The organism is Flavobacterium davisii (assembly GCF_019565505.1).
GTDB lineage: Bacteria > Bacteroidota > Bacteroidia > Flavobacteriales > Flavobacteriaceae > Flavobacterium > Flavobacterium davisii.
This window is the reverse complement of record NZ_CP067378.1, coordinates 1,964,371-1,988,618: the sequence shown is the minus strand read 5'-3', so window position 1 is coordinate 1,988,618 and position 24,248 is coordinate 1,964,371. Positions and strand designations below refer to the sequence as shown.

The following is a 24,248-nucleotide window of genomic DNA, read 5'->3' as shown; positions in this document are numbered from 1 at the left end:
TGAATTGAAATTTTAAATTAACACTAATGATTGTTTTTGTTGAGATTTCAAAATTACGTGATCTATACTTAATAAGAGATCAGAATTTTGTAGTAATTCTTCTAAAAAAATTATTCAAAAAAGGGCAATCGACTGCCTTTATTTCAGAAAAATCGTTTTATCTCTTACTTATTATTTAATTCTAAAACGGATATAGGTAATTGCTTTATTAATTTCTAAATATTGTTGTTCGTAAAAGGTTTGTATTTCTAAAACTTCACTTGGAGCGCCTTCATTTTTGTATACGTTGTGATTAGCATATAGTACTTCGTGTCCTTCGCCATGTAGTAATCCTAAAGTATATCCGTGCATAAATTCACTATCTGTTTTTAGATTTACAATTCCTTCTGGTTTTAAAATTCTCTTATACATTTTCAAGAACTCACTATTGGTCATGCGGTGCTTTGTTCGCTTGTATTTAATTTGAGGATCAGGAAATGTAATCCAAATTTCATCTATCTCGTGTGCATCAAAAATATCTTCTATTAACTCTATTTGAGTACGAACAAAGGCTGTATTATTCATATCGTTTTCTACAGCGGTTTTAGCACCTCTCCAAAAACGGGCTCCTTTTACGTCTATTCCTATATAATTTATATTAGGATTTCTTGATGCTAAACCTATTGTATACTCGCCTTTACCACATCCTAATTCTACAATAATAGGATTATCATTTTTGAAAAATGTTGAACGCCATTTTCCTTTGTAAGGAAAAGCCCCATTAACTACCTCATCACGAGTAGGTTGAATTACATTATCAAAAGTTTCGTTTTCTTTAAAACGTTTTAATTTATTTTTACTTCCCACAATTTCTTAAAGTTTTGACAAAATTAAATAAATATGTCGTATAATAAAGTGTTTTATTGTTACCTTAATTTTATAAATATAACATTTGAAAACAAGTAAAAACATATTGGTTGCTCCTCTTAATTGGGGCTTAGGTCATGCTACACGCTGTATCCCTATCATAAAGGCTCTTTTAACACAAGGCATAAATCCTATTATAGCCTCTGATGGAGAAGCTCTTGAATTATTAAAATTTGAATTTCCTTCTTTGACTTTTATTACACTTCCTTCTTATAAAATAAAATATCCAAAAAAGGGTAAATATTTTAAATGGAAATTGTTCCTATTTAGTCATAAAATTTTAAGAGCTTATTTTTTGGAACGAATGGCTACAAAAAAAATTATTAAGGTCTATAATATACAAGGTATTATTTCGGATAATCGGCTGGGTATTTATTCAAAAAAGAAACCGAGTATTTTTATTACTCATCAACTAAATGTTTTAACAGGTAATACTACATGGATTACATCTTGGTTGCATCAACAAGTGATTAAACAATATGATGCTTGCTGGGTTCCTGATTTTTCGGGAAATCAAAACTTAACAGGTCTTTTAGGTCATCTTAAAAAGCCTTTGCCAAATGTTTTGTATTTGGGTCCTATCAGTCGTTTTAAAAAACAACTATTAAATATTCGGTATGATCTTATGGTTATATTATCAGGACCGGAACCACAAAGAAGTTTGTTGGAAGAAAAATTAATTAGAGAACTACAGAACTATAATGGTTCTATTTTATTTATAAAAGGAAAAGTTGATAAACAACAAAAAATTAATACAGAAGGTATTTTTACTTTTTATAATTTTATGAATACGCAACAACTAGAAGTAGCTTTTAACAGTAGTCAATACATTATTTGCCGTTCTGGTTATACAACTGTTATGGATTTAGCCTATCTAGGTAAAAAAGCTTTTTTCATTCCTACTCTCGGTCAATACGAACAGGAATATTTAGCACATAAACTAAGTCTTGAACAAATAATTCCATATTGCGTACAAGATGAATTTAGCCTTCAAAAACTAGAAAAAATAGTTGATTTTAAGGGCTTTATTCAATTTAATAATAAAATTAACTGGGAAAAATACTTTGGAATATTTGATTTAGAAGACAAATAGTGATTCTTGAACAGACTCTATTTGTCTTCTTTTAAGGTAAGATATTGACACATAATAGGTAAAATATATTGATCTATTTTTTTAAACAATTATCATTTTTTAAAGCTAATTAATTGATTATCATTATAATTTACTTGAGCAATAGTTCCGTTCTCTTTAAAAATCCAAGTACCTACTTTTTTTCCTAATTCGTATTGTCCTATAGCGGACTCATTTCCTTCTCTAGTATAGGAAATCCATTTTCCGTGAACTTTACCCTCTTTATAAAAACCTTCTTGTCTTATTTTACCATTGTCATAATAGTAAGTGGTTTTTATTAAATCATTTTGAATCTCATATTTAGGTTCTATTAACTGAGCAAAACTGGTTACTGTAAATAAGAAAGTAACAATTAATACAAGGTTTTTCATAATTTAAAGTTTTAAAGGTTCTACAAATAGTCTTTATCAAAATTAAAAAAAACCTATATATTTAACAATTAAAAAACATTTTATTTACAATTTAATAACATTAAGGATAAAAAAAAAGCCCGAAGGCTTAATTCATAAATTTATTTTATCAGCACTTTGCAATGTAAATAAAAATTCGGAACCTTTTTTGAAAGTACTTTTTACATATATTTTTTGATGATGAGCTTCTATAATATGCTTTACAATAGACAATCCCAAACCAGAACCTCCTTCCATACGAGATCCACTTTTATCTACTCTAAAAAAGCGTTCAAACAACCTAGGAATATATTTTCGTTCAATACCTTCGCCATTGTCCATAACACGTATCAAAACCTTGTTATTTTCTAGCTCATCTATACAAATTTCAGTTGATCCTTTTTCTTTTCCGTATTTAATAGAGTTTACGACTAAATTAATCAAAACTTGTTGAATTTTTTGCTTATCGGCCGCTACTTGAATAGGTTTAACATATTTTTCATCAAAACTTAAGGTAATTTCTTTTGTATTGGCTTTAATTTCTAATAAATCCATTACGTCTTGAGCTAATGATACGATATCAAATGATTCAATATTTAGTATTTCATCGCCTAATTCTAGTTTTGCAATCATATCTAGATCATTAACGATATAAACCAAACGCTCAACACCTTTTTCTGCTCGTTCTAAATATTTTTTTCGAAGTATTTTATCTTTATGTGCGCCATCCAATAGAGTTGAAATATAGCCTTGAACTGTATAAAAGAGGGGTTTTTAGTTCATGTGAAACATTTCCTAGAAATTCTCTTCTGTATTCTTCTCGATCTTTTAGCATTTCAATTTCTAATTTTTTATCCGTTGCAAATTTTTTAACTTGTTTAGTTAGTGTAGCCATATCAGTAGTTATGGCTTGATTTTTAAAATCTACTGCATCTAAAAAGGAAATTTCGTCATAAATTTTTTTTACTCTTTTATAAATAAATTTTTCTACTCGATATTGTAATACAAAAAATGAGAAAGACATCGTTAAAAAAGCAAAAGCAATTATGAATAACCAATTGATTGAAAAAAACAGATAGGTTAGCACAAACACCAATCCTGTAGAAAACAGGGTAATATATATTGAAGATCGAAAAGCAAATTTGTATGATTTCTTAAGCCTTAATCCCATTAGTATTCAAACTTATATCCAACACCTTTGATTGTTTTAAACAAATCTTCTCCAATCTTTTCACGTAATTTTCTAATATGAACATCTATAGTTCTTCCTCCAACGACCACTTCATTGCCCCAAACTTTATCTAGAATTTCTTCTCTTTTAAACACTTTACTCGGTTTAGATGCTAATAAATAAAAGAGTTCAAATTCTTTTCTTGGTAGTATAATTTCCTTTTTATCTTTGTATATTTTATATTCTTCGCGATTGATTTCAATACCTCCTAAATCGAGTTTTTCAGCAGGTATTTCTATTTCTTTAAATCTTCTTAACAAAGCTTTCACCTTACTAACTAATACTTTGGGTTTAATCGGCTTGGCTATATAATCATCAGCTCCTGCATCAAAGCCTGCAACTTGTGAATAATCCTCACTCCTAGCCGTCAAAAAGGCAATAATAGTATTTTGTAATTCTGGCGTATTACGAATAATTTCACAAGCCTCCATTCCATCCATTTCAGGCATCATAACATCCATTAATATCAAATGAGGCAAATGTTTTTTTGCTTTTTCTATTGCTTTTTTTCCATTTTCGGCTGTGAAAATTTGGTACCCCTCTTGAGAAAGATTGTAGCCTACAATTTCTAAAATATCTATTTCGTCGTCTACTAAAAGAATTCTAATGTCCTTCTTTTTCATTACTTTGTTTGTGTTTGTTCGAATGTAAAATTAGCTATTATTCGAAATAAAAACTTAACCTTACATAAATTTAATATATTAACGATTAGATAACCTTTACTAAACTTATTTATAATGTCTCAATAACTTCTTTTTACACAGACAAAATTACTTTGCATCGAAATTAAACACACAACAAAATGAAATTTAAATTTTCCTTATTGTTTCTTTTTTTTACGATGATAACATTCGCTCAAAAAGCAACTATTACTGGAACAATATCAGATAAAGATCTAAACAATGAAGCATTACCATTTGCTAATATTGTTTTAAAAGGTAGTGCTACAGGAACTACTACTGACTTACAAGGTAAATATAAATTAAGCGTTCCGTCAGGAATCCACATCTTGGTATTTAGCTTCTTAGGTTATGAAACTAAAGAAGTTAAAATTACGATTCATGCAGGAGAAACAAAAGAAATAAATGAAACTCTTGGTTCTGGCAGTGTAACAATGGAAGATGTAGTAGTAAAAGCCACTGTAAGTCGCGAAAAGGAAACAGCATTATTATTGGAGCAAAAGAACGCTGTAGAAATGAAACAGGTAATTGGTGCTCAGGAAATGAGTCGAAAAGGAATTAGTGATGCCCAAGCCGCTATTACTAAAATTTCGGGAATTTCTAAACAAGAAGGTGTAAAAAATGTTTTCGTAAGAGGTTTAGGAGATCGTTATAATTCAACCTCATTAAATGGTTTTCCTATTCCATCAGAAGATCCCGAATATAAAAACATTTCCTTAGACTTTTTGGCACCGATATTATTAAAAACATTTCTGTCAACAAAGTATTTAATTCTAGTAAAATCAGCGATGTAGGGGGTGCTAATATAGATATTTCATCAAAAGAACTAAACACTTCATCTGTTTTCTCTCTAGATCTTTCAACAGGTAGTAATACAAGAGTATTAGGTACTGATTTTAAACAACAAACTGGCGTAGATTACTGGGGTATTTCCAATACAATTAATCCAGGCTTAACAAATCAAAAATATAATTTTCCAAACAAGTTAACTCCTATCACAAATCAATCACCCTACAATCATTCATTTGGCCTAACAGTTGGAAAAAAAATCAGATTTGGAGAAAATAGTTTTACGGCATTTCTTGTAGGATCACATTCAACTGATTTCAATTACACCAAACAGTTTTTAAAAAACACAACTACTACAGGAGTTATATTTAGAGATCAAGTAGGAGACAAATTTAGTCGTAGTATTAATCAATTAGGGTTATTGAATTTATCATTAAAATTAAACAAATATCGTTTTGATTATAATGGTATGATTATTCATAATAACAATCAATACTATTCTAAATTTTATGGAGTAGATAATGATAAATTTCAAGGAGGAATTGATGATAAAGGATTAATGATTAGACAACAAAACAATGATAACTTATTAATTGTAAATCAGCTATTAACTCAATTTCAATTAGGTAAAAACACAAACTTTAATGCTGGTCTATCATATAATATTACTTCTGGAAAAGAACCCGATAGAAAAGTAAACAACTTAACACAAAGAACTGAAACAGATTTCGTTTTTACAGGTGGAGATGGCAGACAAACCAGAACTTTTTTGAATTTAGATGAGACTGATTTAAATACAAAATTAGAAATTTCACACAGATTAAATTCAAAAGATACAGATGATAAAAGTTCTGTCTTAAAGTTGGGTTATAACGGCAGACAAGTTGACGATAAATTTTCAGCCACCTTATACAATTTTAGAGCCATATCAGGGTTATATGACGAAAATGTTAATCTAGACATTGTTTATGGCAAACAAAACTTTATAGATGGAAAATTAACTTTTGACACTAATAGAGATCAGTACAGTGCTCAAAAAAATATACATTCTGGATATGCTGATTTAACCTACTTAATTACTCCTAAATTAACCGTAAATATGGGAGCCAGTATAGATTATGTAAATCTAGCAGTACAATACAATGTTAACGAAGGAGGTACTACTGGGAAATCAACGATTAAAAACACCTTTGTACTCCCTAATGCTAGTTTAAAATGGGATGCTTCCGAAAAAAATTCATTTCGTTTAGCAAGTAGCAAAACTTATACACTTCCTCAAGCTAAAGAAATTTCACCATATATTTACATAGATGTAAATTTCAATAGTCAAGGAAACAAGGATCTAAAATATTCAGAAAATTACAATTTAGATGCTAAATGGGATTTTTATATCAGTAAATCAGAACTCTTTACTTTAACTGGTTTTTACAAGCACATCCAAAACCCCATAGCTCGTGTAGAAGAAGGAGGCTCAGGAGGTTATCTAACATACAAAAACATCTCAAACGTAGCTAAAGTACTAGGAGCAGAAATAGAAGTAAGAAAAAACATTCTTGAAACAGAATTACATCATTATGATACTAAATTAGCATTAGGTTTTAACGCTTCTTATATCTATTCAAAATTAACATTAGATGTATTAAACACACCTAAAAAGAAACACAATTAGAAGGTTCTTCTCCATTCTTAGTCAATTTTGATTTATCGAGTACTTTTTCAAAAGAAGAGAAAAGCTTTACCAACACACTTGTATTAAACTATTTCAGCGATCGTATTTATACCATTGGTACTTTGACTTACGAAGACATCATAGAAAAAGGGGTTCTTGGGTTAGATTTTATTTCTACCTCTAAAATCAATAAACATCTTGCTATCAAAATAAAAACTAGAAACTTACTGGATCCTACCTATTCATTAAGCCGAAAAGGAATTAATGGAGGTGAAAACGTTGTACTCAAGTCATTTCAAAAAGGAATCAATTTCAGTCTAGGGCTAACTTATGATTTTTAAAACAATATAATTACTAATTAAAAACAACTAATCAAAATGAATCAATCAATTTTAAGCCTATTTGCATTACTAATAATTTCGGGAACGATAACATCATGCACAAAAACAATGGATGACGAAGCTATTGCTAATAGTACTACACCTATCGGAACAGAAAATTTATCTGGGACTATAACAAATAATACAACACTTACTGCTTCTAAAACATATTATTTAAATGGATCTTTAATTATAGACAATGGAGGAACTCTAAACATACCTGCCGGTACTATCATTAAATCAAAAAAGGATTTAGCAATTACATTTTAGTTCTACAAGGAGGCAAAATAAATGTAAATGGTACAGCTGAAAAACCTGTCATTATGCAAGCAGATATAGAAACAACAGAATCTGGCTACTGGGGAGGACTAATCATTAATGGTAAAGCAAAATTATCCGATGCAACCCCTACAGGCTCAACCGAAATCAACTCCGCTTACACCTATGGTGGTAATGATGACACCGATAACTCTGGTATAATTCGTTATTTAATACTAAACAATACAGGCGCTAAATCATCTGCCAATATTGAACATAATGGCTTAACCCTAAACGGCGTTGGAAATGGTACCATTATTGAAAACGTATTTGTAAAAAACTGTGCTGATGACGGTGTCGAATTTTTTGGAGGAACTGTGGATATAAAAAACATCTTGTGTGTTAATACAGATGACGATATGTTTGACTATACACAAGGATGGAGAGGTACTTTAGATAATGCTTACGGCATCTGGGAAAAAGGTTTTACAAGCACAGAAGCTGATCCAAGAGGTTTGGAAGGGGATGGCAATCTAGATGGTAATGCGCCTACTTGTGGCTTACAATCCGACAATAATATAAAAAATCTAACCATTGATCTTAAAATTGATCTTGTAACTGCCAATGATATCACAAAACAAATGATGGATGTCTTTATGATTCGTCGTAGCGCAAAATCTAATATAGCTAATGCTCTTGTAAAAGGAACAGGTTATGTCGTAACTTTACTTAATATGAATGATAAAAAAGGAGCTGGCAATCCTAACTCCAATATTAATGTTAATATTAAAGATTTAACGACAGCTCCCGGTAAGGAAATAAATGGAACAGGTATTTTAAACAAAAATGAAACAAATATAGGTGCTGATAAAACAGCCTTTAACTGGACAAAATATGCTTTTTAATTTTTAGCCTTATTTAACTACATAAAAGCTTCTATTTTGAGGCTTTTTTTTTATCTAAAAAAAAAATCACTAACTTTGTAGAAAGTAATATTGAATGAAGAAAAACTACTTATACAGTATTTTTATTTCCGCTTTATCTGCTTTAGCTTTACAGGCTCAAGAAAGCAAAGATTCTTCCTATAATGGAAAATTTCAAGAACAACCTCTGGATAATCTTACGATATATCCAAACCCTTCCAATACAGGTAGAATTTACATTACGTCTAGATCCGCTTCATCAAAAGAAATTGAAGTTTACGATGTACTCGGAAAATTAGTACTCCAAACATTACTAAACAGTAAAGAACTAAACATATCTAATTTAAACGAGGGCGTTTACATTATAAAAATAAAAGAAGGAGATCAAAGAATAACTAGAAAACTTATTGTAAAATAGTCTATTAAAAACAATCTATCCTTTTTAACCCAATCGCTATAAGATTTAGTAAGACTAATTCATTAAAAAAAACACCCTCATTCTTCGTGAATAGATCTACCTATAAATTATTATAGCGTAATAAAAGATAGCTTCTTTCAAAGTCATCTACAAAATCTATTATTATTCCCTATTTGGCATTTCTTATTAAGTAGAAAATCCATTAATCCTCTTATAAAATATAGATTATTCTTACAAATAAAACAGAAAAACATTATTTAAATTTAAAAATAATTAAAAAAAGACAAAAAAATAAATTTAATTTATTTTTTAATTAAATTTATACCAACAGTTTTCTAAACCAAATTACAAACAACAACAACAACAAATGAAAAAAATTTACGTATTAGGAACATTATTACTAGCAGAATTAGGCTTTTGTCAAGTCTCAATTTCAGCATTAAACACACCGTATACTCAGGATTTTAATACCATGACTAACGGAACAACACCTCCTTCTTTACCTCCAAATTGGTTCATAGCAAGACTTTCAGGTACATCAACTACAGCCCTAACATTAACAAATAATGATGGATCCGCAAATAGTGGAGGTGTTTATGCTACTGGTACTAACTCAAGCAACGAAAGATCCTTAGCAGTATTAGCCTCATCAGGCACAATTCCCGGAATTGGCTTAAACCTTATCAACAATCTAACGCAAAATATTACCCAAATAGAAATTAGTGGAAAATCCGAACAATGGAGATTAGCCACCAGTACTGTAGTTGAAAAAATAGCCTTTGCTTATAGCTATGATGCCACCTCATTATCAACAGGTACCGGACTACAGTAACCAACTGTGACCTAGTCGAACAAAACGCAACCACAAACACAAGTCCTCCTACAGTTGCCAATATAGACGGTAATGCACTTGGAAATAATAGTAATTTTACTTACACTTTCGGATTAACAGGCAATGGTTGGTCAGCCAACGGAGGCTCACTCTGGATTAGATGGTCTGACACAAACGACGTAGGAAATGATGCCATGATAGGTTTAGATGATTTTAGCATTCAAGCAAAATCTACCGATCCACAATTTTTATCTAATGAAAAATTAGACGCAATTTCTGGCTTACAGGTATATCCCAACCCAACCCATTCGGTTCTAAACATAACATCCAATAGCTTTTCTGAAAAGCAAATAGAACTGTACAACTTATTGGGCAAAATAGCTTTATCCACCAAAACAACCAATCAAATCGTTGATATTACGTCTTTAGCCAAAGGTGTTTATATCGCTAAAGTAACAGAAGAAGGTAAGGTAGCTACCCGAAAAATTGTAATTGAATAATCACAAATAAAACAAAAACAAAGCCTATCCTCTTTCGATGAACATCCAAAGAGGATTTTTTGTACTTTTGTAAACAAAAACAAAACTATTAACATGAAAAAAAAATCTTTATTTCTCCTATTCAATTTATTCGTTTTTATTACTAACATCTCCGCACAAACAACAGTAACATCTTGGAGTTTTGATGCACAAACAACAAATCCTAATTTAGGCACTGGCACATTAAGCCTTATTGGAGGTGTAAACGCTAACACTTATCAAAGTGGCAATAATGGCGGATTTGCACATAGTATAAAAAATTTCCCTGCTCAAAGCACCGCTTCTGGAACAGCTGGTTATCAATTTATGGCTAGCACTAGTGGCTATTCGGGCATCATTATAAAATTTGACCCAAGAGGACAAGACACCTCTTCTAAATGGCAGCGGTATGAATACACTTTCGATGGTGGAAATTCTTGGATATTATTAGCTAATAATAACGGCGATCTAACAAATGGCTTTACAGCTTCACCAATGAAATCTTTTTTAATCAACGATCCTAGATGTGACAACAATCCTAATTTTGGTTTTCGAATTGTTTCTATTGTAAATCCAAACAACAACACCTATGAAGCTATATTAGGTCTTTATGATCCGTCCGCTAACTGGAGAATAGACAATGTGAAAATTGAAGCTTCTGGCCTATTAAACAATGAAAAAAATAATGAAATTGAAGGCTTATCAATTCATCCAAACCCCGCCAATTCAGTTGTAAACATCACTTCACCAAATTTTGGAGAAAAACAAATAGATTTATACGACATCTTCGGCAAAAAAACTTTATCATCTAAAATAACAGATCAAAGTCTTAATATTTCTTCCTTAACCAAAGGAGTTTATTTTGCTAAAATTACAGAAGGAAGCAAAATAGCAACTAGAAAAATTATAATCGAATAATTTTTTACCTACCAGATAAAAAACAAGAGGCTATCCTAAAAGATCAGAATCTTATTATTTCAACCGAAGGGAGAAACCACATAATACAAATAATGTGACTTCTCCCTTTTAGTTCGAAATAAAACTAAGTATTGAATTTTGACTTTTTAGACACCTTCTTTTATTTGACCCAGATTTCAAGAAAGTATTGTTCTTTGACAAATGAGAGCTAACTTGCACTTGCGAGCGAAGCCTATGTATAAAATGGTGAATTTATCCCCTCCCAGATTTTGGCTGAAATGTAAAAAGGCTTCCATTTGGAAGCCCTTTGAGACAATCAATGATGAAACACCATGTTATCTCGTATAGAATAATTTAAGCAAAGATATTACATTTCCTCGCATTTTAATAAAAAAATATTTTATGAAAAGTTTCGAAAAAATGCAAATTGTAAATCCCAATGCTGCAGGAATTGATGTTGGGTCACGTTCTCATTTTGTAGCCATAGGACAGGATGAAAATCAAATTAGAGAATTTAATGTTTATCAATCAGGATTATGCGCTTTGGTAGCTTATCTTCAAGAGAACAAGATTCGTAGTGTTGCTTTGGAGTCCACAGGGAGTTATTGGCAATCTTTGTTTATGATCTTGCAGGGAAATGGTTTTGAAGTTCTTTTGGTTCAAGGGACTCAAACAAAAAACCTCAAAGCAAAGACAGATGTGAAAGATGCACAATGGATACAGAAACTTCATTCTTTAGGGCTATTACGAGGTTCTTTTTGCCCTCTGAAACCACTTTGCAGATAAGAACACTTCATAGACATCGTTCTAGTTTGATTGAACAAAGTTCAGGCTTTGTAAACAAAATGCAAAAAGCATTACGTTTAATGAACTTCAGACTCGACGTTGTGATAAGTGACATCACAGGAGTTTCTGGAATAAGAGTAATTGAGATGATACTATCAGGTGAAACTTCAGGTGAAAAATTAGCTGAATATTGCGACAAACGAGTTAAAAAAAGCAAAGAAGAAATAGCCGACGCTTTACAAGGTAAAATAAACAATGAATACCTACATGAGCTTTCCGATTGTTATGATATTTACAGACTTATTCAAGATAAAATAAAAAACACCGATACTCGTATTGATGAAGTGCTGAAAAATCAAACCAGAGAAATTGTTTTATCAGAAGATATCGAATTGGTAAAGAAACAGAATAAAGGGAAAAACCAACCCAAATTTGATGTACAGAAATATAGTTTAAAACTTTTTGGAGTAGATCTCTTTGCTATAGAATCAGTTTGCTCAGGAACCGTTACTAGTTTTTTAGCCGAAATAGGCACCGATATATATAAATTCAAGACCTCCAAGCAATTTGTGAATTGGCTCAGGTTAGCTCCAAATAATAAAATTAGTGGAGGTAAGGTTTTGAGTAGCAGAACTCCAAAAGGGAAAAATAAATTTGCATTGACATTAAGAAATGCGGCAAATACAATTGAAAGAAAAAAAGAAGGTTACCTCGTTATGTTCTTTAAAAGGATTTCTTTTAAAAAGGAAGAGGTGCTGCAATTACAGCAACAGCAAGAAAAATAGCAGTTATAATTTGGAATATGATAGTCAAAAAACAACATTATATACCAATAAATACAGACCAATATATTCAAGAAATGAAGAATAAAAAAACGATACAAATTAAAAAAATGATTAAAAAATACGGAATCGAAACTACTTCTTTATCAATTCCTTAAATTAAGTTAGATAGAATTCAGCATTAGAAATCTATTCAGCTTTATTTTTCTTCAAATTCAAGCACGTACTCCCATTTTAATCATTAGAATAGTTTCTTATTTCTCCTTCTAAAAACTTTTTATGAATACTTTGATTTATTGATTTTCTGTTTCACAATGAAATCTAATGCAGAATCTGGATTAAAATCCAAGTATATTAAATTTAAAATATAAAATAAATTAAAAAACCATAACCGAAAATCATAAAAGTTATCAAAATCAAATCTCTTTTTCATCAAGTATTACTATTTTTACCCCTCAAAATATTAAAATTTAAAAACTATATGTTTAAAATTAGAAAAAAACTCATTCTTACTGCTTCATTTATTATAACAGTCAATTCGTTTGCACAAGACAACTTAGTTAATTCATTAAAAATAAATGCCAGCGAAAAAAGTAAAGAATCTTTCAAATTTACTGATGTTATAAATATCGAAAATACTCCTATAAAAAATCAAGGTTCCTCAGGAACTTGTTGGAGTTATTCTGCAAACTCTTTTTAGAATCAGAAATGATCCGCATGGGCAAGAAACCTGTTGAGTTGTCTCAAATTTTCTCTGCACGTAATGCCTATGTTGAAAAAGGAAGAAACTATGTTCGTATGCACGGCTCATTAGCTTTGGGTGATGGTGGTGCCTTTCATGACGTAATTAACATGTATCGAAAATATGGCGCAGTTCCTCAGTCAGTTTACACTGGTTTAAACTACGGAACTGACAAAAATAAATTTGCTGAAATGAGTTCTCTAACTGAAGCTTTCTTAAAAGCTGTTGTTACCAATCCTAATGGAGAACTAACACCTAATTGGGAAAAAGCATATACTGCAATCATTGACAGCTATCTTGGACAAGTACCCAAAACATTTCAATTTGAAGGAAAAACATATACACCAGAAACTTTTGCTAAAGAAATAGTAGGAGTTAATGCTGATGATTATGTAGAAATTTCTTCTTTACAAGAATACCCATATTACTCTAAATTTGTCCTAATGGTTCCTGACAACTGGAACTTTGATTTAGTTTATAACGTAAAAATGAATGAACTAACTGAAGTTATAGATAACGCACTTAAAAATGGTTATTCAGTTGCTTGGGCTGGAGATGTTAGCGAAAAAAGTTTTTCTTGGAAAAATGGAGTAGCTTATGTTCCCGAGAAAAAAATTGAAGATATGACTGCTGATGAAAAATCAGACATGTTTAATGGCCCTAAAAAGAAATGGTTGTAACGGAAGAAATGCGTCAAAAGGCATTTGACAATTACACAACTACTGATGATCACGGTATGCACATTGTTGGTATTTCTAAAGATCAAAATGGAAAAGAATATTACATTGTAAAAAATTCTTGGGGTACAACAAATGATTACAAAGGATATTTGTATATGACTAAAGAGTTTGCAAAATACAAAGCAACTGCCATCATGCTACACAAAAAAGCGGTTCCTTCATCAATTGCCTCCAAATTAAAATTATAAATAACACAAAACAAAAGAGACTATCTAAGAGAAAATAACGTATTCATTTTGTTTCTTCTTGCAATTTGATCTCATAAAATCACAAACAAACGAAGTTCCTCTTATTATCAAAACGTTAAGTGAATATTTCTTTTAGATAGTGTCTGATTTTTACTCAATATCAGCACTTATTTTTTTACCTTCTTTACTCTTTCCCATCTATCAAAAAGACTATCTAATATGGTAAAATAAAGTTTACAATAATTCTATCAACATAAAAAAACCTTGAATACAAAAATTCAAGGTTTTTTTATTAATTTTATTTGGGTTATTTCATTTTGAAAGTTTCCATAAACTTAGTGGTATAATTTCCAGCTACATAATCTGGCTCATCCATTAATTGTCTATGAAAAGGAATTGTGGTTTTTATGCCCTCTATTACAAATTCATCTAGAGCGCGTTTCATTTTAGCAATTGCTTCTTCACGAGTTTGGGCTGTTGTGATTAATTTAGCAATCATTGAATCGTAATTAGGCGGAATTGTATATCCTGCATACACATGAGTATCTAAACGCACACCGTGACCTCCTCGGAGCATGTAAAACGGTAATTTTACCTGGCGAAGGACGGAAATCACTGTAAGGATCTTCAGCATTAATACGGCATTCGATAGAGTGTAATTGAGGTAAATAGTTTTTACCTGAGATAGGCACGCCAGCCGCTACTAAAATTTGCTCGCGAATTAAATCGTAATCAATTACTTGTTCTGTAATAGGGTGCTCTACTTGGATACGAGTATTCATTTCCATAAAGTAGAAGTTACGATGTTTATCTACTAAAAACTCCACTGTACCAGCGCCTTCATAACTGATATATTCAGCTGCTTTTACAGCCGCTTCTCCCATTTTTTGACGTAATTCATCTGTCATAAATGGCGATGGTGTTTCTTCTGTCAACTTTTGATGACGACGTTGTACAGAACAATCTCTTTCTGATAAATGGCAAGCTTTTCCAAAAGAATCTCCTACAATTTGAATTTCAATATGACGAGGTTCTTCAATAAGTTTTTCCATATACATACCATCATTACCAAATGCGGCAGCAGCTTCCATACGTGCACTTTCCCAAGCTTTATCAAGCTCTTCCTCTTTCCATATAGCACGCATCCCTTTACCTCCACCTCCAGCAGTAGCTTTCATCATAACTGGGTAACCAATTTCTTTGGCTACTTTTTTAGCTTCTTCTAGTGATTCTAAAATCCCTTCAGAACCGGGAACACATGGTACTCCTGCAGCTTTCATTGTAGCCTTAGCAGTTGCCTTATCGCCCATTTTTTCGATCATTTCTGGGGAAGCTCCAATGAATTTGATACCATGCTCTTGGCAAATCTTAGAAAATTTAGCATTTTCAGATAAGAATCCATATCCTGGATGAATAGCATCAGCATTGGTAATTTCAGCAGCAGCAATAATATTGGACATTTTTAAATAAGACTGATTGCTGGGTGCTGGCCCTATACATACTGCCTCATCAGCAAATTTTACATGCAAACTATCCGCATCAACTGTAGAATATACTGCAACTGTTTTAATTCCCATTTCACGACAAGTTCTAATTACACGAAGTGCAATTTCTCCCCTGTTAGCGATTAGTATTTTTTTAAACATCTTAATAAAATTTTAAATGTTGAATTATAAATTTTAAATTACCTGAGAATAAATGATATAAATTTATTGCTCAAAATTTAGCATTTAAAATACCTTACGATGGATCTACTAAAAATAATGGTTGATCAAACTCAACAGGAGAAGCATCATCTACTAAAATTTTAACGATTTTACCTGATACTTCACTTTCAATCTCATTAAACAACTTCATTGCCTCAATAACACATAAAGTATCACCTTTAGAAATTAAAGAACCTACTTCTACAAACATTGGTTTATCTGGAGCTGGTTTACGATAAAATGTACCAATCATTGGTGATTTTACAGTAACAAACTTAGAAGTATCTTCAGCAACTGATTCTGTTACAACTGGTGTAGCTGGAACGACAGCAACTGGTGCTGGAGCAGCAGCAACTGGCATTTGCGGGATAGCTGCCTGCATTGGCACCTGTTGTACAAACGTAGTGGTTTCAGCACCTTCAGGTGTAGTTTTGATGGTGATTTTAAAATCATCCATCTCTAGTTTTACCTCAGTAGCACCTGATTTAGCTACAAACTTAATTAGGTTTTGAATTTCTCTAATATCCATGATATTTCGATTTTGGTTTATTATGTTTTTATGAATTATATGCCCATTTTAGATAAATGGCTCCCCATGTAAAGCCTCCTCCAAATGCAGCAAAAACGATATTATCTCCTTTTTTTAATTGTTTTTCAAAGTCACACAATACAAGCGGCAAAGTAGCGGATGTAGTATTACCGTAACGATGAATATTAATTAAAACTTTAGATTCATCAAGTCCCATTCGTTCCGCCGTAGCATCTATTATACGTTTATTAGCTTGATGAGCAACTAACCAATTTACATCGTCATGTGTTAATTTATTTCGTTGCATAATTTTTTCACTCACATCAGCCATACCTGAAACGGCATACTTAAAAACTGTTTTTCCATCTTGAAAAACAGTGTGCATTCCTTTCTCTACCGTATCTTTAGAAGCTGGCAAAATAGAACCTCCTGCATCAATTTTAAGATATTCGCGACCAATTCCATCACTTCTTAAAATTTCATCTTGTAATCCTAAACCTTCTTCATTAGGTTCAAAAGAACAGCACCTCCACCATCACCAAAGATAATGCAGGTAGCTCTATCTGTATAATCTATAATCGAAGACATTTTATCTGCTCCAATCAACAATACTTTTTTATATCTTCCTGATTCTATATAGGCCGCAGCAGTGGACATCCCATATAAAAAACTAGAACAAGCAGCATGAAGATCATAAGCAAATGCGTTAACCGCACCTATTTGTGATGCAACATATACTCCAGTGGATGCAACAGGCATATCAGGAGTGGCTGTTGCCATAATGATCATATCAATATCCTTCGGATCAATTCCTGATTTTTCAATTAGGTTTTTAGCAGCTTGTATAGCCAAATAGGAAGTACCTGCTCCTTTTTCTTTTAAGATTCTTCGTTCCTTAATACCTGTACGAGTGGTAATCCATTCATCTGTGGTATCAATCATCGTTTCCAAAACTTGATTGGATAAAACAAAGTCTGGAACATAAGAACCTATAGCAGTAATTGCGGCAGTAATCTTATTCATAAAGTCTTATTTTGAACCCTTAAAAGGTCAATTCTAAAAGTTGATGAAATTACAAAATTTCTACAAAATAGATACAAAAATGGGCTATTTTTTTCAAAAATGAAGCATTTTCAACAAAAAAACTCTCACAATGTGAGAGTTATTCATGTATCTTTTTTAAAATATATTAAGCAACAGCTACTGATTTATCAATAACTACTTGACCTCTATAATACATTTTACCTTCATGCCAGTAAGCTCTGTGGTACAAATGAGCTTCACCCGTTACTGGGCAAGTTGCGATTTGAGCAACAGTTGCTTTATAATGAGTTCTTCTTTTGTCTCTTCTTGTCGACGATTGTCTTCTCTTAGGATGTGCCATTTTACAAAATTATTTATCCGTTAATAGTTTTTTTAATGCTGCCCAACGTGGGTCAATTTCTTCTTCTTTTATTTCTTGCTCTTCCGCAATTCCAATTTCTTCTAAGACTTCTTCTTGCTCTAAAGCCTCAGGACTTACTCTTTTTAAGGGTATTGAAAGAACAATCATTTCATATATATATTGTGCTATATCTATTTGATGCTCACCAAATGGAAGAATTAATAGCTCTTCATTTTCATCATTATATGCTTCACCAAAACGTACAATCAATTTTAATTTCCCTTTAATTGGAAAATCAAAAGGTTTACCCGTAACATCACACAACACATTGATAGTCCCTTTATGCTTAAAGTTTAATTCAAGCATACTACTTTGCTTTTCTAATACCAAACTTACTTTTATATCTGCCGAATCAAATTCGTCATACTGAAAGTAATCAAAGAACGCCTTACTAATTAGGTATTCAAACTGGTGCTTTCCTATCTTTAATCCAACATAAGGGATTAAATACTCATTCGTAACTTTCATCAGATAAACCTATATTTTTTAATAGATTCAGAAAAAACATCATAAAAAGCCCATTTCATCAAAAACTTGAACTCTATTATGTTTTATTCCAACAACAATTTGCTCCTTAATTAGGGTGTGCAAAGATATAAATTATTTATAAAACCAAAAGGGTTATAAACATTTTTTTGTTTATAACTCATTTTATTTTGCCTTTAATGGGTTTGCCGTTATTTCTTTATAAATATTTCTAGCTTTAAAAATATCTAAAGCAGCATAAATAGCTTCCGTAAAAGAAGTATGACTTGCAACTCCTTTTCCTGCAATATCAAATCCTGTTCCATGATCTGGGGAGGTTCGAATCTTATCTAATCCCGCAGTATAATTAACTCCTTTTCCGAAAGATAATGTCTTAAAAGGAATTAAACCTTGATCATGATAAACTGCCACTACAGCATCATATTTTTCGTATTGACCACTACCAAAAAAACCATCGGCCGAAAAAGGACCAAAGACCAACATTCCTTCTTCAAATAACTTTTTTAGGGTCGGTTTTAAGATCATTTCTTCTTCTTGACCTATTACACCATGATCTCCTGAATGTGGATTTAAACCAAGCATTGCTATTTTAGGCTTGTTAATCTGAAAATCTTGAATTAAGGATTGGTGAATTGTTTTTACTTTTTTAGAAATTAATTCTTCTGTAAGGTGAGAAACTACTTCGTTAATAGGCACATGATCTGTTAACAAACCAACTCGTAACGAATCTTGAATCATCAACATTAATGCGTCACCTTCTAATTCTTGATTCAAATAATCCGTATGTCTCGGAAAAGAAAAATCACCACTTTGAATGTTAACTTTACTAACAGGAGCTGTAACTAAAACATCAATCTTACCTTCTTTCAAAGCTTGTGTAGCTGTTACAAAAGATTTTACAGCATATTTTCCAACATTTTGATCTTCTACTCCCCACTCTAAATTAACTCCTTCTCTCCAAACGTTTAAAACATTTACCTTACCGACTACAGCTTGATCAAGCTTATCAATGCCATGTAAATTAACATTTAAATTAAGCTGTTTTTTTAAATAAGAAATAATTTTAACATTAGCAAAAATAATAGGCGTACACAATTCAAGCATACGAGTATCTTCTAATGATTTCAACACAACCTCACTACCAATACCATTTAGATCTCCTATTGAAATACCGACCATTATATTTTCAGGCTTTTTTGTCATCGCTTTAATATTTGTACTAATTTTGAATACAAATTTACTAAAATTAATCAGTTAATGTTTACAGGAATTATAGAAACTATCGGTAAGATTGTGGCTCTTGAAAAAGAAGGTGAAAACATTCACGTATCAGTACAATCTTCTATCACAAAAGAACTCAAAATAGATCAAAGTGTAGCTCATAATGGAATTTGCTTAACCGTCGTTAATCTACACGACGATATATATACTGTGACTGCAATTAAGGAAACGATTGATAAAACTAATTTAAATCAATGGAAAATAGGGGATTCTATTAATTTAGAGCGTGCTATGAAATTAGGTGACAGATTAGATGGCCATATCGTACAAGGACATGTAGATCAGACAGGGGTTTGCAAACATATAGAAGAAGTAAATGGCAGTTGGTATTTTACATTTGAATATAGCAAAGCACTCAAAAACATTACGATTGAAAAAGGTTCTATAACGATTAATGGCACCAGCCTAACAGTAGTTAATTCAAAATTAAATGAATTTAGTGTAGCGATTATCCCTTATACTTATGAAAATACTAATTTTCATACATTTGAGATAGGCACTATAATCAATCTTGAATTTGATGTAATAGGAAAATATGTTGCTAGGCTACAGTCGTTAAATTTTTAAAATAAAAAAGTCCCAAATTGTTTGGGACTTTTTTATTTTGATTTGAAGATATTATTCTACTATCCATTTAAGGCCTCTGCACCACCAACAATTTCTAATATTTCGCTAGTAATAGCAGCTTGACGTGCTTTGTTATAAGTTAACTTTAACTGATTTCTCAATTCTGTTGCATTATCTGTAGCTTTGTGCATAGCCGTCATACGTGCACCATGTTCAGCAGCAAATGAATCGCGGATAGCTTTATATAATTGTGTTTTTAATGACTTTGGAATTAAAGTCATTATAATTTCTTCTTTGGAAGGCTCAAAAATATAATCCCCTGCCGCTAATTCTTCTCCTTTAGCAATTGGTGCTAATGGCAAGAATTGTTCTGTTTTTACTACTTGTGTGGCTGCGTTCTTAAATTGATTATAAACCAATTCAATTTTATCATACTGTCCTGTAGTAAATTTTTCAGTTAAATTGGAGGCAATAGTTGCAGCATTTTCAAATGTCAAATTATCAAATATTGAACTTTCGTTAGCCACTATATCATGTGTTTTACGTAACACATCATTTCCTTTTTACCAATTGTTAAAACATCTAGAGTAGCACCTTGGTACTTATCTGTTAAGTTTTTAACTTCTTTTATAACATTAGAATTAAATGCACCACACAAACCTCTGTTTGAAGTAATTGCTACTATAAGTACTTTTTTTACTTCACGTTGTGTTGTATAATCTCCTCCTACTTCTCCTTCAAGGGTAGCTGAGAGATTTTGCAATAATTCTGTTAATTTTTCAGCGTAAGGACGCATAGCTGTGATAGCATCTTGTGCTTTTTTTAGCTTTGCTGCCGAAACCATTTTCATTGCTGATGTGATTTGCATCGTTGATGAAACGGATGTTATTCTATTACGGATTTCCTTTAAATTCGCCATTGTTTTCTTTAGTAAATAGTAATTAGCAAATAGTGATTAGCTAATTACTAATCACTACCTACCATTTACTCTAATTAGTTATACTTTGCAGATACTTCTTTTGCTACTTTCTCTAAAACGTCAGTGATGTTATCATCAAACTTACCTGCTTTAAGAGCGTCTAAAGTATCTCTATGTTTATTGTTTAAGAACTCTAAATAATCTTTTTCGAATTCTTTAACTTTAGCTACAGGTACATTTCTTAATAAGTTTTTAGTACCAGCGTAGATAATTGCAACTTGGTCTTCTACAGTAAATGGAGAGTTTAAACCTTGTTTTAAGATTTCTACGTTACGTTTACCTTTTTCAATTACGTTTAATGTAGCTGCATCTAAGTCAGAACCGAATTTAGCGAATGCTTCTAATTCACGGAACTGAGCTTGGTCTAATTTTAAAGTACCAGATACTTTTTTCATAGACTTGATTTGTGCATTACCTCCTACACGAGATACAGAGATACCTACGTTAATAGCTGGACGAACCCCTGAGTTGAATAAATCAGACTCTAAGAAAATCTGTCCGTCCGTAATCGAAATTACGTTAGTTGGGATATACGCAGAAACGTCACCCGCTTGAGTTTCGATAATAGGTAAAGCTGTTAATGAACCACCACCTTTAACGATTGGTTTTAATGACTCAGGTAAGTCATTCATATTTTTAGCGATATCGTCATCAGCGATAACTTTTGCCGCTCTTTCTAATAAACGAGAGTGTAAGTAGAATACGTCTCCGGGGTAAGCCTCACGTCCCGGTGGTCTTCTTAATAATAAAGACACCTCACGGTAAGCTACAGCTTGTTTTGATAAATCATCATAAACAATTAAAGCTGGACGACCTGTATCACGGAAATACTCACCGATAGCAGCACCTGCCATTGGAGCATACACTTGCATTGGAGCTGGGTCAGAAGCATTAGCTGCAACGATAACTGTATAAGCCATTGCCCCTTTTTCTTCTAATGTTTTAGCAATTGAAGCTACTGTAGAAGCTTTTTGACCAATTGCAACATAGATACAGAAAACTGGTTTACCTGCATCGAAGAATTCTTTTTGGTTGATAATTGTATCTAAACAAACTGTAGATTTACCCGTTTGACGGTCACCAATTACTAACTCACGCTGACCACGACCTACTGGAATCATCGCATCTACTGCTTTGATACCTGTTTGCATTGGTTCAGTTACTGGTTGACGGAAAATTACCCCCGGTGCTTTACGCTCTAAAGGCATCTCGTATAAGTCACCACCAATAGGACCTTTACCATCAATAGGCTGTCCTAAAGTGTTTACTACACGTCCTACCATTTGCTCACCAACTTTTAAAGAAGCAATACGTTGTGTTCTTTTAGCAGTAGAACCTTCTTTGATACCTGTAGATGGACCTAATAATACTACCCCTACGTTATCTTCTTCAAGGTTCAACACGATACCTTCCATACCGTTTTCAAAAACCACTAACTCACCATATTGTACATTAGAAAGCCCATAAATACGAGCAATACCGTCACCTACTTGAAGTACAGTACCTACTTCTTCTAAAGTAGCACCAGATTCAAAACCTGATAATTGTTGCTTTAATATTGCTGAAATTTCAGCTGGTTTAATTTCCGCCATTGTTTTATAATTTTTACACTTTCGTGTTATAATTAATTACTCAATTCTCTCTTTAATGTTAATAAACTATTAGCTACTGAAGCATTGTATTGCTTATCGCCAATTCTTAATACAAATCCGCCAATGATAGCTGGATCTACAATATTTTTTAAAGTAACTTTTTTAGTTGTTAAAGTAGCTGCTTTAGCTAATACTTTAGCTTCTAATTCTGGAGTGATTGCAAAAGCTGTAGTGACTGTTGCCACTTCTACTCCATTTGCTTCATCATACAATTTTGTATACTGCGTAGCTACTTTGTCTAAAAGTTCAAAACGTTTGTTTTCTAATAATAACTGGAATAATGATTTAGTTACTGCCCCTGTTTCTTTAAACACCTCTAACAAGGCATTACTCTTTACTTCGATTTTTAAAGTTGGATTAGCAATAAATGACGCTAGTTCAGCATTATTTTGGATCGTTTTAGCAATTAAATTCATATCGTTGTTTACTTCTTGAGCAAGACTCTTAGAAGTAGCAATATCTAAAATTGCTTTTGCGTATCGTATTGCAGCTCTATTACCTGACATACTTCTCGTATTAGTTTAATTTCACTTCATCCAACATTCTCTCAACTAATTTTACTTGAGAGTCATTGCTAGACAATTGGTCTTTTAATATTTTCTCTGCAATTTGCAAAGATAAAGCAGAAACTTGTGTTTTTAATTCCGCCATTGCTGCATTTTTTTCACTTTCGATAGCAGCTTTAGCTTGTTCGATTAAACGAGCACCTTGCGTTTGCGCTTCTTCTTTAGCATCAGCAATCATTTTTTCTTTAATCTCACGCGCTTCTTTTAACATTGTATCGCGTTCAGTACGTGCTTCATTTAAGATACGCTCGTTATTAGCTTGTAATTCTTGCATTTCTTTTTAGCATTTTCAGCTGCTTGTAATGCACTACGAATACCTTCTTCACGAGTTTCTATAGATTCCATGATAGGCTTCCAAGCGAATTTAGCTAATAATACAATTAAGATGGTTAAAATTACAACTAGCCAAAAGAATAGACCGTATCCAAAATCGTTAAATATTTTTTCCATTATTGATGTTTTCTGTTTAATTAATAAAAATAGGTTAAATAAAATTACACTTTGCAACCAACCGTTGCAAAGCGTAATTTAAATTCTGATTAAGCACCTAAGATTAAGGCACCGAATGCTAAACCTTCTAATAAGGCACCGATGATGATCATCGCTGTTTGGATTTTACCAGCAGCTTCAGGTTGACGAGCAATAGCATCCATTGCAGATCCACCAATTTTACCTAAACCTAAACCAGCTCCGATTACGATTAAACCAGCACCTACTAAATTTGGAATTGTCATAATAAAAGATTTATATAATAATT

The 24,248-nt window shown here is 32.0% G+C and carries 22 protein-coding genes and 7 pseudogenes; 14 read left to right on the top strand and 15 right to left on the bottom strand.

Going from position 1 to position 24,248, the window contains the following annotated elements; all coding sequences use genetic code 11:
- Positions 1-171: 171 nt before the first annotated feature.
- Complete coding sequence (gene trmB / locus JJC05_RS09610) at positions 172-846, bottom strand: tRNA (guanosine(46)-N7)-methyltransferase TrmB (RefSeq protein WP_088392598.1); 675 nt, start codon at positions 844-846, stop codon at positions 172-174.
- A gap of 85 nt (positions 847-931) precedes the next feature.
- On the opposite strand from trmB, the gene JJC05_RS09605 reads away from it, so the two are divergent.
- Positions 932-1,999, top strand: coding sequence for a glycosyltransferase (locus JJC05_RS09605; protein ID WP_235877312.1), 1,068 nt, complete (start codon positions 932-934; stop codon positions 1,997-1,999).
- 92 nt (positions 2,000-2,091) lie between these two features.
- Here JJC05_RS09605 and JJC05_RS09600 read toward each other — a convergent pair whose 3' ends face one another.
- The 3 genes and pseudogenes from JJC05_RS09600 to JJC05_RS09590 all read right to left on the bottom strand — a co-directional run bounded on the left by JJC05_RS09600 (position 2,092) and on the right by JJC05_RS09590 (position 4,281).
- The gene (locus tag JJC05_RS09600) at positions 2,092-2,409 is read right to left on the bottom strand and encodes a toxin-antitoxin system YwqK family antitoxin (RefSeq protein ID WP_088392602.1); all 318 of its coding nucleotides are present in this window, start codon (positions 2,407-2,409) and stop codon (positions 2,092-2,094) included.
- Positions 2,410-2,541: 132 nt separating this feature from the next.
- A pseudogene (locus JJC05_RS09595) lies at positions 2,542-3,598 on the bottom strand (sensor histidine kinase).
- Complete coding sequence (locus JJC05_RS09590) at positions 3,598-4,281, bottom strand: response regulator transcription factor (protein WP_235877311.1); 684 nt, start codon at positions 4,279-4,281, stop codon at positions 3,598-3,600. Before JJC05_RS09590 ends, JJC05_RS09595 begins: the two are co-directional and overlap by 1 nt.
- A gap of 179 nt (positions 4,282-4,460) precedes the next feature.
- On the opposite strand from JJC05_RS09590, the gene JJC05_RS09585 reads away from it, so the two are divergent.
- The 12 genes and pseudogenes from JJC05_RS09585 (at position 4,461) to JJC05_RS09525 (ending at position 14,281) form a co-directional block, all read left to right on the top strand.
- Positions 4,461-5,132 (top strand): carboxypeptidase-like regulatory domain-containing protein, encoded by a 672-nt coding sequence (locus JJC05_RS09585; protein ID WP_235877310.1) that lies wholly within the window; start codon positions 4,461-4,463, stop codon positions 5,130-5,132.
- Positions 5,133-5,548: 416 nt separating this feature from the next.
- Positions 5,549-6,796 (top strand): TonB-dependent receptor plug domain-containing protein, encoded by a 1,248-nt coding sequence (locus JJC05_RS09580; RefSeq protein ID WP_235877309.1) that lies wholly within the window; start codon positions 5,549-5,551, stop codon positions 6,794-6,796.
- Between the two features lie 122 nt (positions 6,797-6,918).
- Entirely contained in the window at positions 6,919-7,137 is a 219-nt protein-coding gene (locus tag JJC05_RS09575; RefSeq protein ID WP_235877308.1) for a hypothetical protein, read from the top strand.
- Positions 7,138-7,173: 36 nt separating this feature from the next.
- A pseudogene (locus JJC05_RS09565) lies at positions 7,174-8,339 on the top strand (beta-helix domain-containing protein).
- A 94-nt stretch (positions 8,340-8,433) separates the two neighbouring features.
- Positions 8,434-8,775 carry a T9SS type A sorting domain-containing protein gene (locus JJC05_RS09560; RefSeq protein WP_088392613.1) on the top strand — a complete coding sequence of 114 codons (342 nt, stop codon included), beginning with the start codon at positions 8,434-8,436 and terminating at the stop codon, positions 8,773-8,775.
- Between the two features lie 367 nt (positions 8,776-9,142).
- A complete protein-coding gene (locus JJC05_RS09555; RefSeq protein WP_235877305.1) occupies positions 9,143-9,607 on the top strand; it encodes a hypothetical protein in 465 nt (154 codons plus the stop codon).
- A gap of 194 nt (positions 9,608-9,801) precedes the next feature.
- Entirely contained in the window at positions 9,802-10,107 is a 306-nt protein-coding gene (locus JJC05_RS09550) for a T9SS type A sorting domain-containing protein (RefSeq protein WP_235877304.1), read from the top strand.
- 93 nt (positions 10,108-10,200) lie between these two features.
- On the top strand, positions 10,201-11,043 hold the full coding sequence (locus tag JJC05_RS09545; protein WP_235877303.1) for a T9SS type A sorting domain-containing protein: 843 nt from the start codon (positions 10,201-10,203) through the stop codon (positions 11,041-11,043).
- 402 nt (positions 11,044-11,445) lie between these two features.
- On the top strand, positions 11,446-11,829 hold the full coding sequence (locus JJC05_RS09540) for an IS110 family transposase (RefSeq protein ID WP_235877302.1): 384 nt from the start codon (positions 11,446-11,448) through the stop codon (positions 11,827-11,829).
- A gap of 59 nt (positions 11,830-11,888) precedes the next feature.
- Positions 11,889-12,614 (top strand): transposase, encoded by a 726-nt coding sequence (locus JJC05_RS09535; RefSeq protein WP_235877301.1) that lies wholly within the window; start codon positions 11,889-11,891, stop codon positions 12,612-12,614.
- A 17-nt stretch (positions 12,615-12,631) separates the two neighbouring features.
- Positions 12,632-12,769 (top strand): hypothetical protein, encoded by a 138-nt coding sequence (locus JJC05_RS09530; RefSeq protein WP_235877300.1) that lies wholly within the window; start codon positions 12,632-12,634, stop codon positions 12,767-12,769.
- A gap of 323 nt (positions 12,770-13,092) precedes the next feature.
- Positions 13,093-14,281: pseudogene (locus tag JJC05_RS09525) on the top strand (C1 family peptidase).
- 307 nt (positions 14,282-14,588) lie between these two features.
- Here the strand turns inward: JJC05_RS09525 and accC are convergent.
- The 6 genes and pseudogenes from accC to pdxA all read right to left on the bottom strand — a co-directional run bounded on the left by accC (position 14,589) and on the right by pdxA (position 19,649).
- Positions 14,589-15,927: pseudogene (gene accC / locus JJC05_RS09520) on the bottom strand (acetyl-CoA carboxylase biotin carboxylase subunit).
- A 94-nt stretch (positions 15,928-16,021) separates the two neighbouring features.
- The gene (gene accB / locus JJC05_RS09515; protein WP_105195567.1) at positions 16,022-16,516 is read right to left on the bottom strand and encodes an acetyl-CoA carboxylase biotin carboxyl carrier protein; all 495 of its coding nucleotides are present in this window, start codon (positions 16,514-16,516) and stop codon (positions 16,022-16,024) included.
- A gap of 28 nt (positions 16,517-16,544) precedes the next feature.
- Positions 16,545-17,539 (bottom strand): annotated as a pseudogene (locus tag JJC05_RS09510) (beta-ketoacyl-ACP synthase III).
- Positions 17,540-17,705: 166 nt separating this feature from the next.
- Positions 17,706-17,900, bottom strand: coding sequence for a 50S ribosomal protein L32 (gene rpmF, locus JJC05_RS09505; protein WP_014165712.1), 195 nt, complete (start codon positions 17,898-17,900; stop codon positions 17,706-17,708).
- A 9-nt stretch (positions 17,901-17,909) separates the two neighbouring features.
- Entirely contained in the window at positions 17,910-18,428 is a 519-nt protein-coding gene (locus tag JJC05_RS09500; protein WP_088392536.1) for a YceD family protein, read from the bottom strand.
- A gap of 183 nt (positions 18,429-18,611) precedes the next feature.
- Complete coding sequence (gene pdxA / locus JJC05_RS09495) at positions 18,612-19,649, bottom strand: 4-hydroxythreonine-4-phosphate dehydrogenase PdxA (RefSeq protein ID WP_235877299.1); 1,038 nt, start codon at positions 19,647-19,649, stop codon at positions 18,612-18,614.
- Between the two features lie 54 nt (positions 19,650-19,703).
- On the opposite strand from pdxA, the gene JJC05_RS09490 reads away from it, so the two are divergent.
- Entirely contained in the window at positions 19,704-20,294 is a 591-nt protein-coding gene (locus tag JJC05_RS09490) for a riboflavin synthase (protein ID WP_105195563.1), read from the top strand.
- Between the two features lie 59 nt (positions 20,295-20,353).
- Here JJC05_RS09490 and atpG read toward each other — a convergent pair.
- The 5 genes and pseudogenes from atpG to JJC05_RS09465 form a co-directional block, all read right to left on the bottom strand.
- Positions 20,354-21,213, bottom strand: a pseudogene (atpG, locus tag JJC05_RS09485) (ATP synthase F1 subunit gamma).
- A gap of 74 nt (positions 21,214-21,287) precedes the next feature.
- Positions 21,288-22,865 (bottom strand): F0F1 ATP synthase subunit alpha, encoded by a 1,578-nt coding sequence (atpA, locus tag JJC05_RS09480; protein WP_105195561.1) that lies wholly within the window; start codon positions 22,863-22,865, stop codon positions 21,288-21,290.
- Between the two features lie 32 nt (positions 22,866-22,897).
- Positions 22,898-23,431, bottom strand: coding sequence for an ATP synthase F1 subunit delta (atpH, locus tag JJC05_RS09475; protein ID WP_105195560.1), 534 nt, complete (start codon positions 23,429-23,431; stop codon positions 22,898-22,900).
- A gap of 10 nt (positions 23,432-23,441) precedes the next feature.
- Positions 23,442-23,941 (bottom strand): annotated as a pseudogene (locus JJC05_RS09470) (F0F1 ATP synthase subunit B).
- A gap of 89 nt (positions 23,942-24,030) precedes the next feature.
- Positions 24,031-24,225, bottom strand: a complete 195-nt coding sequence (locus JJC05_RS09465) for an ATP synthase F0 subunit C (protein ID WP_014165720.1) — start codon at positions 24,223-24,225, stop codon at positions 24,031-24,033.
- Positions 24,226-24,248 lie beyond the last annotated feature (23 nt).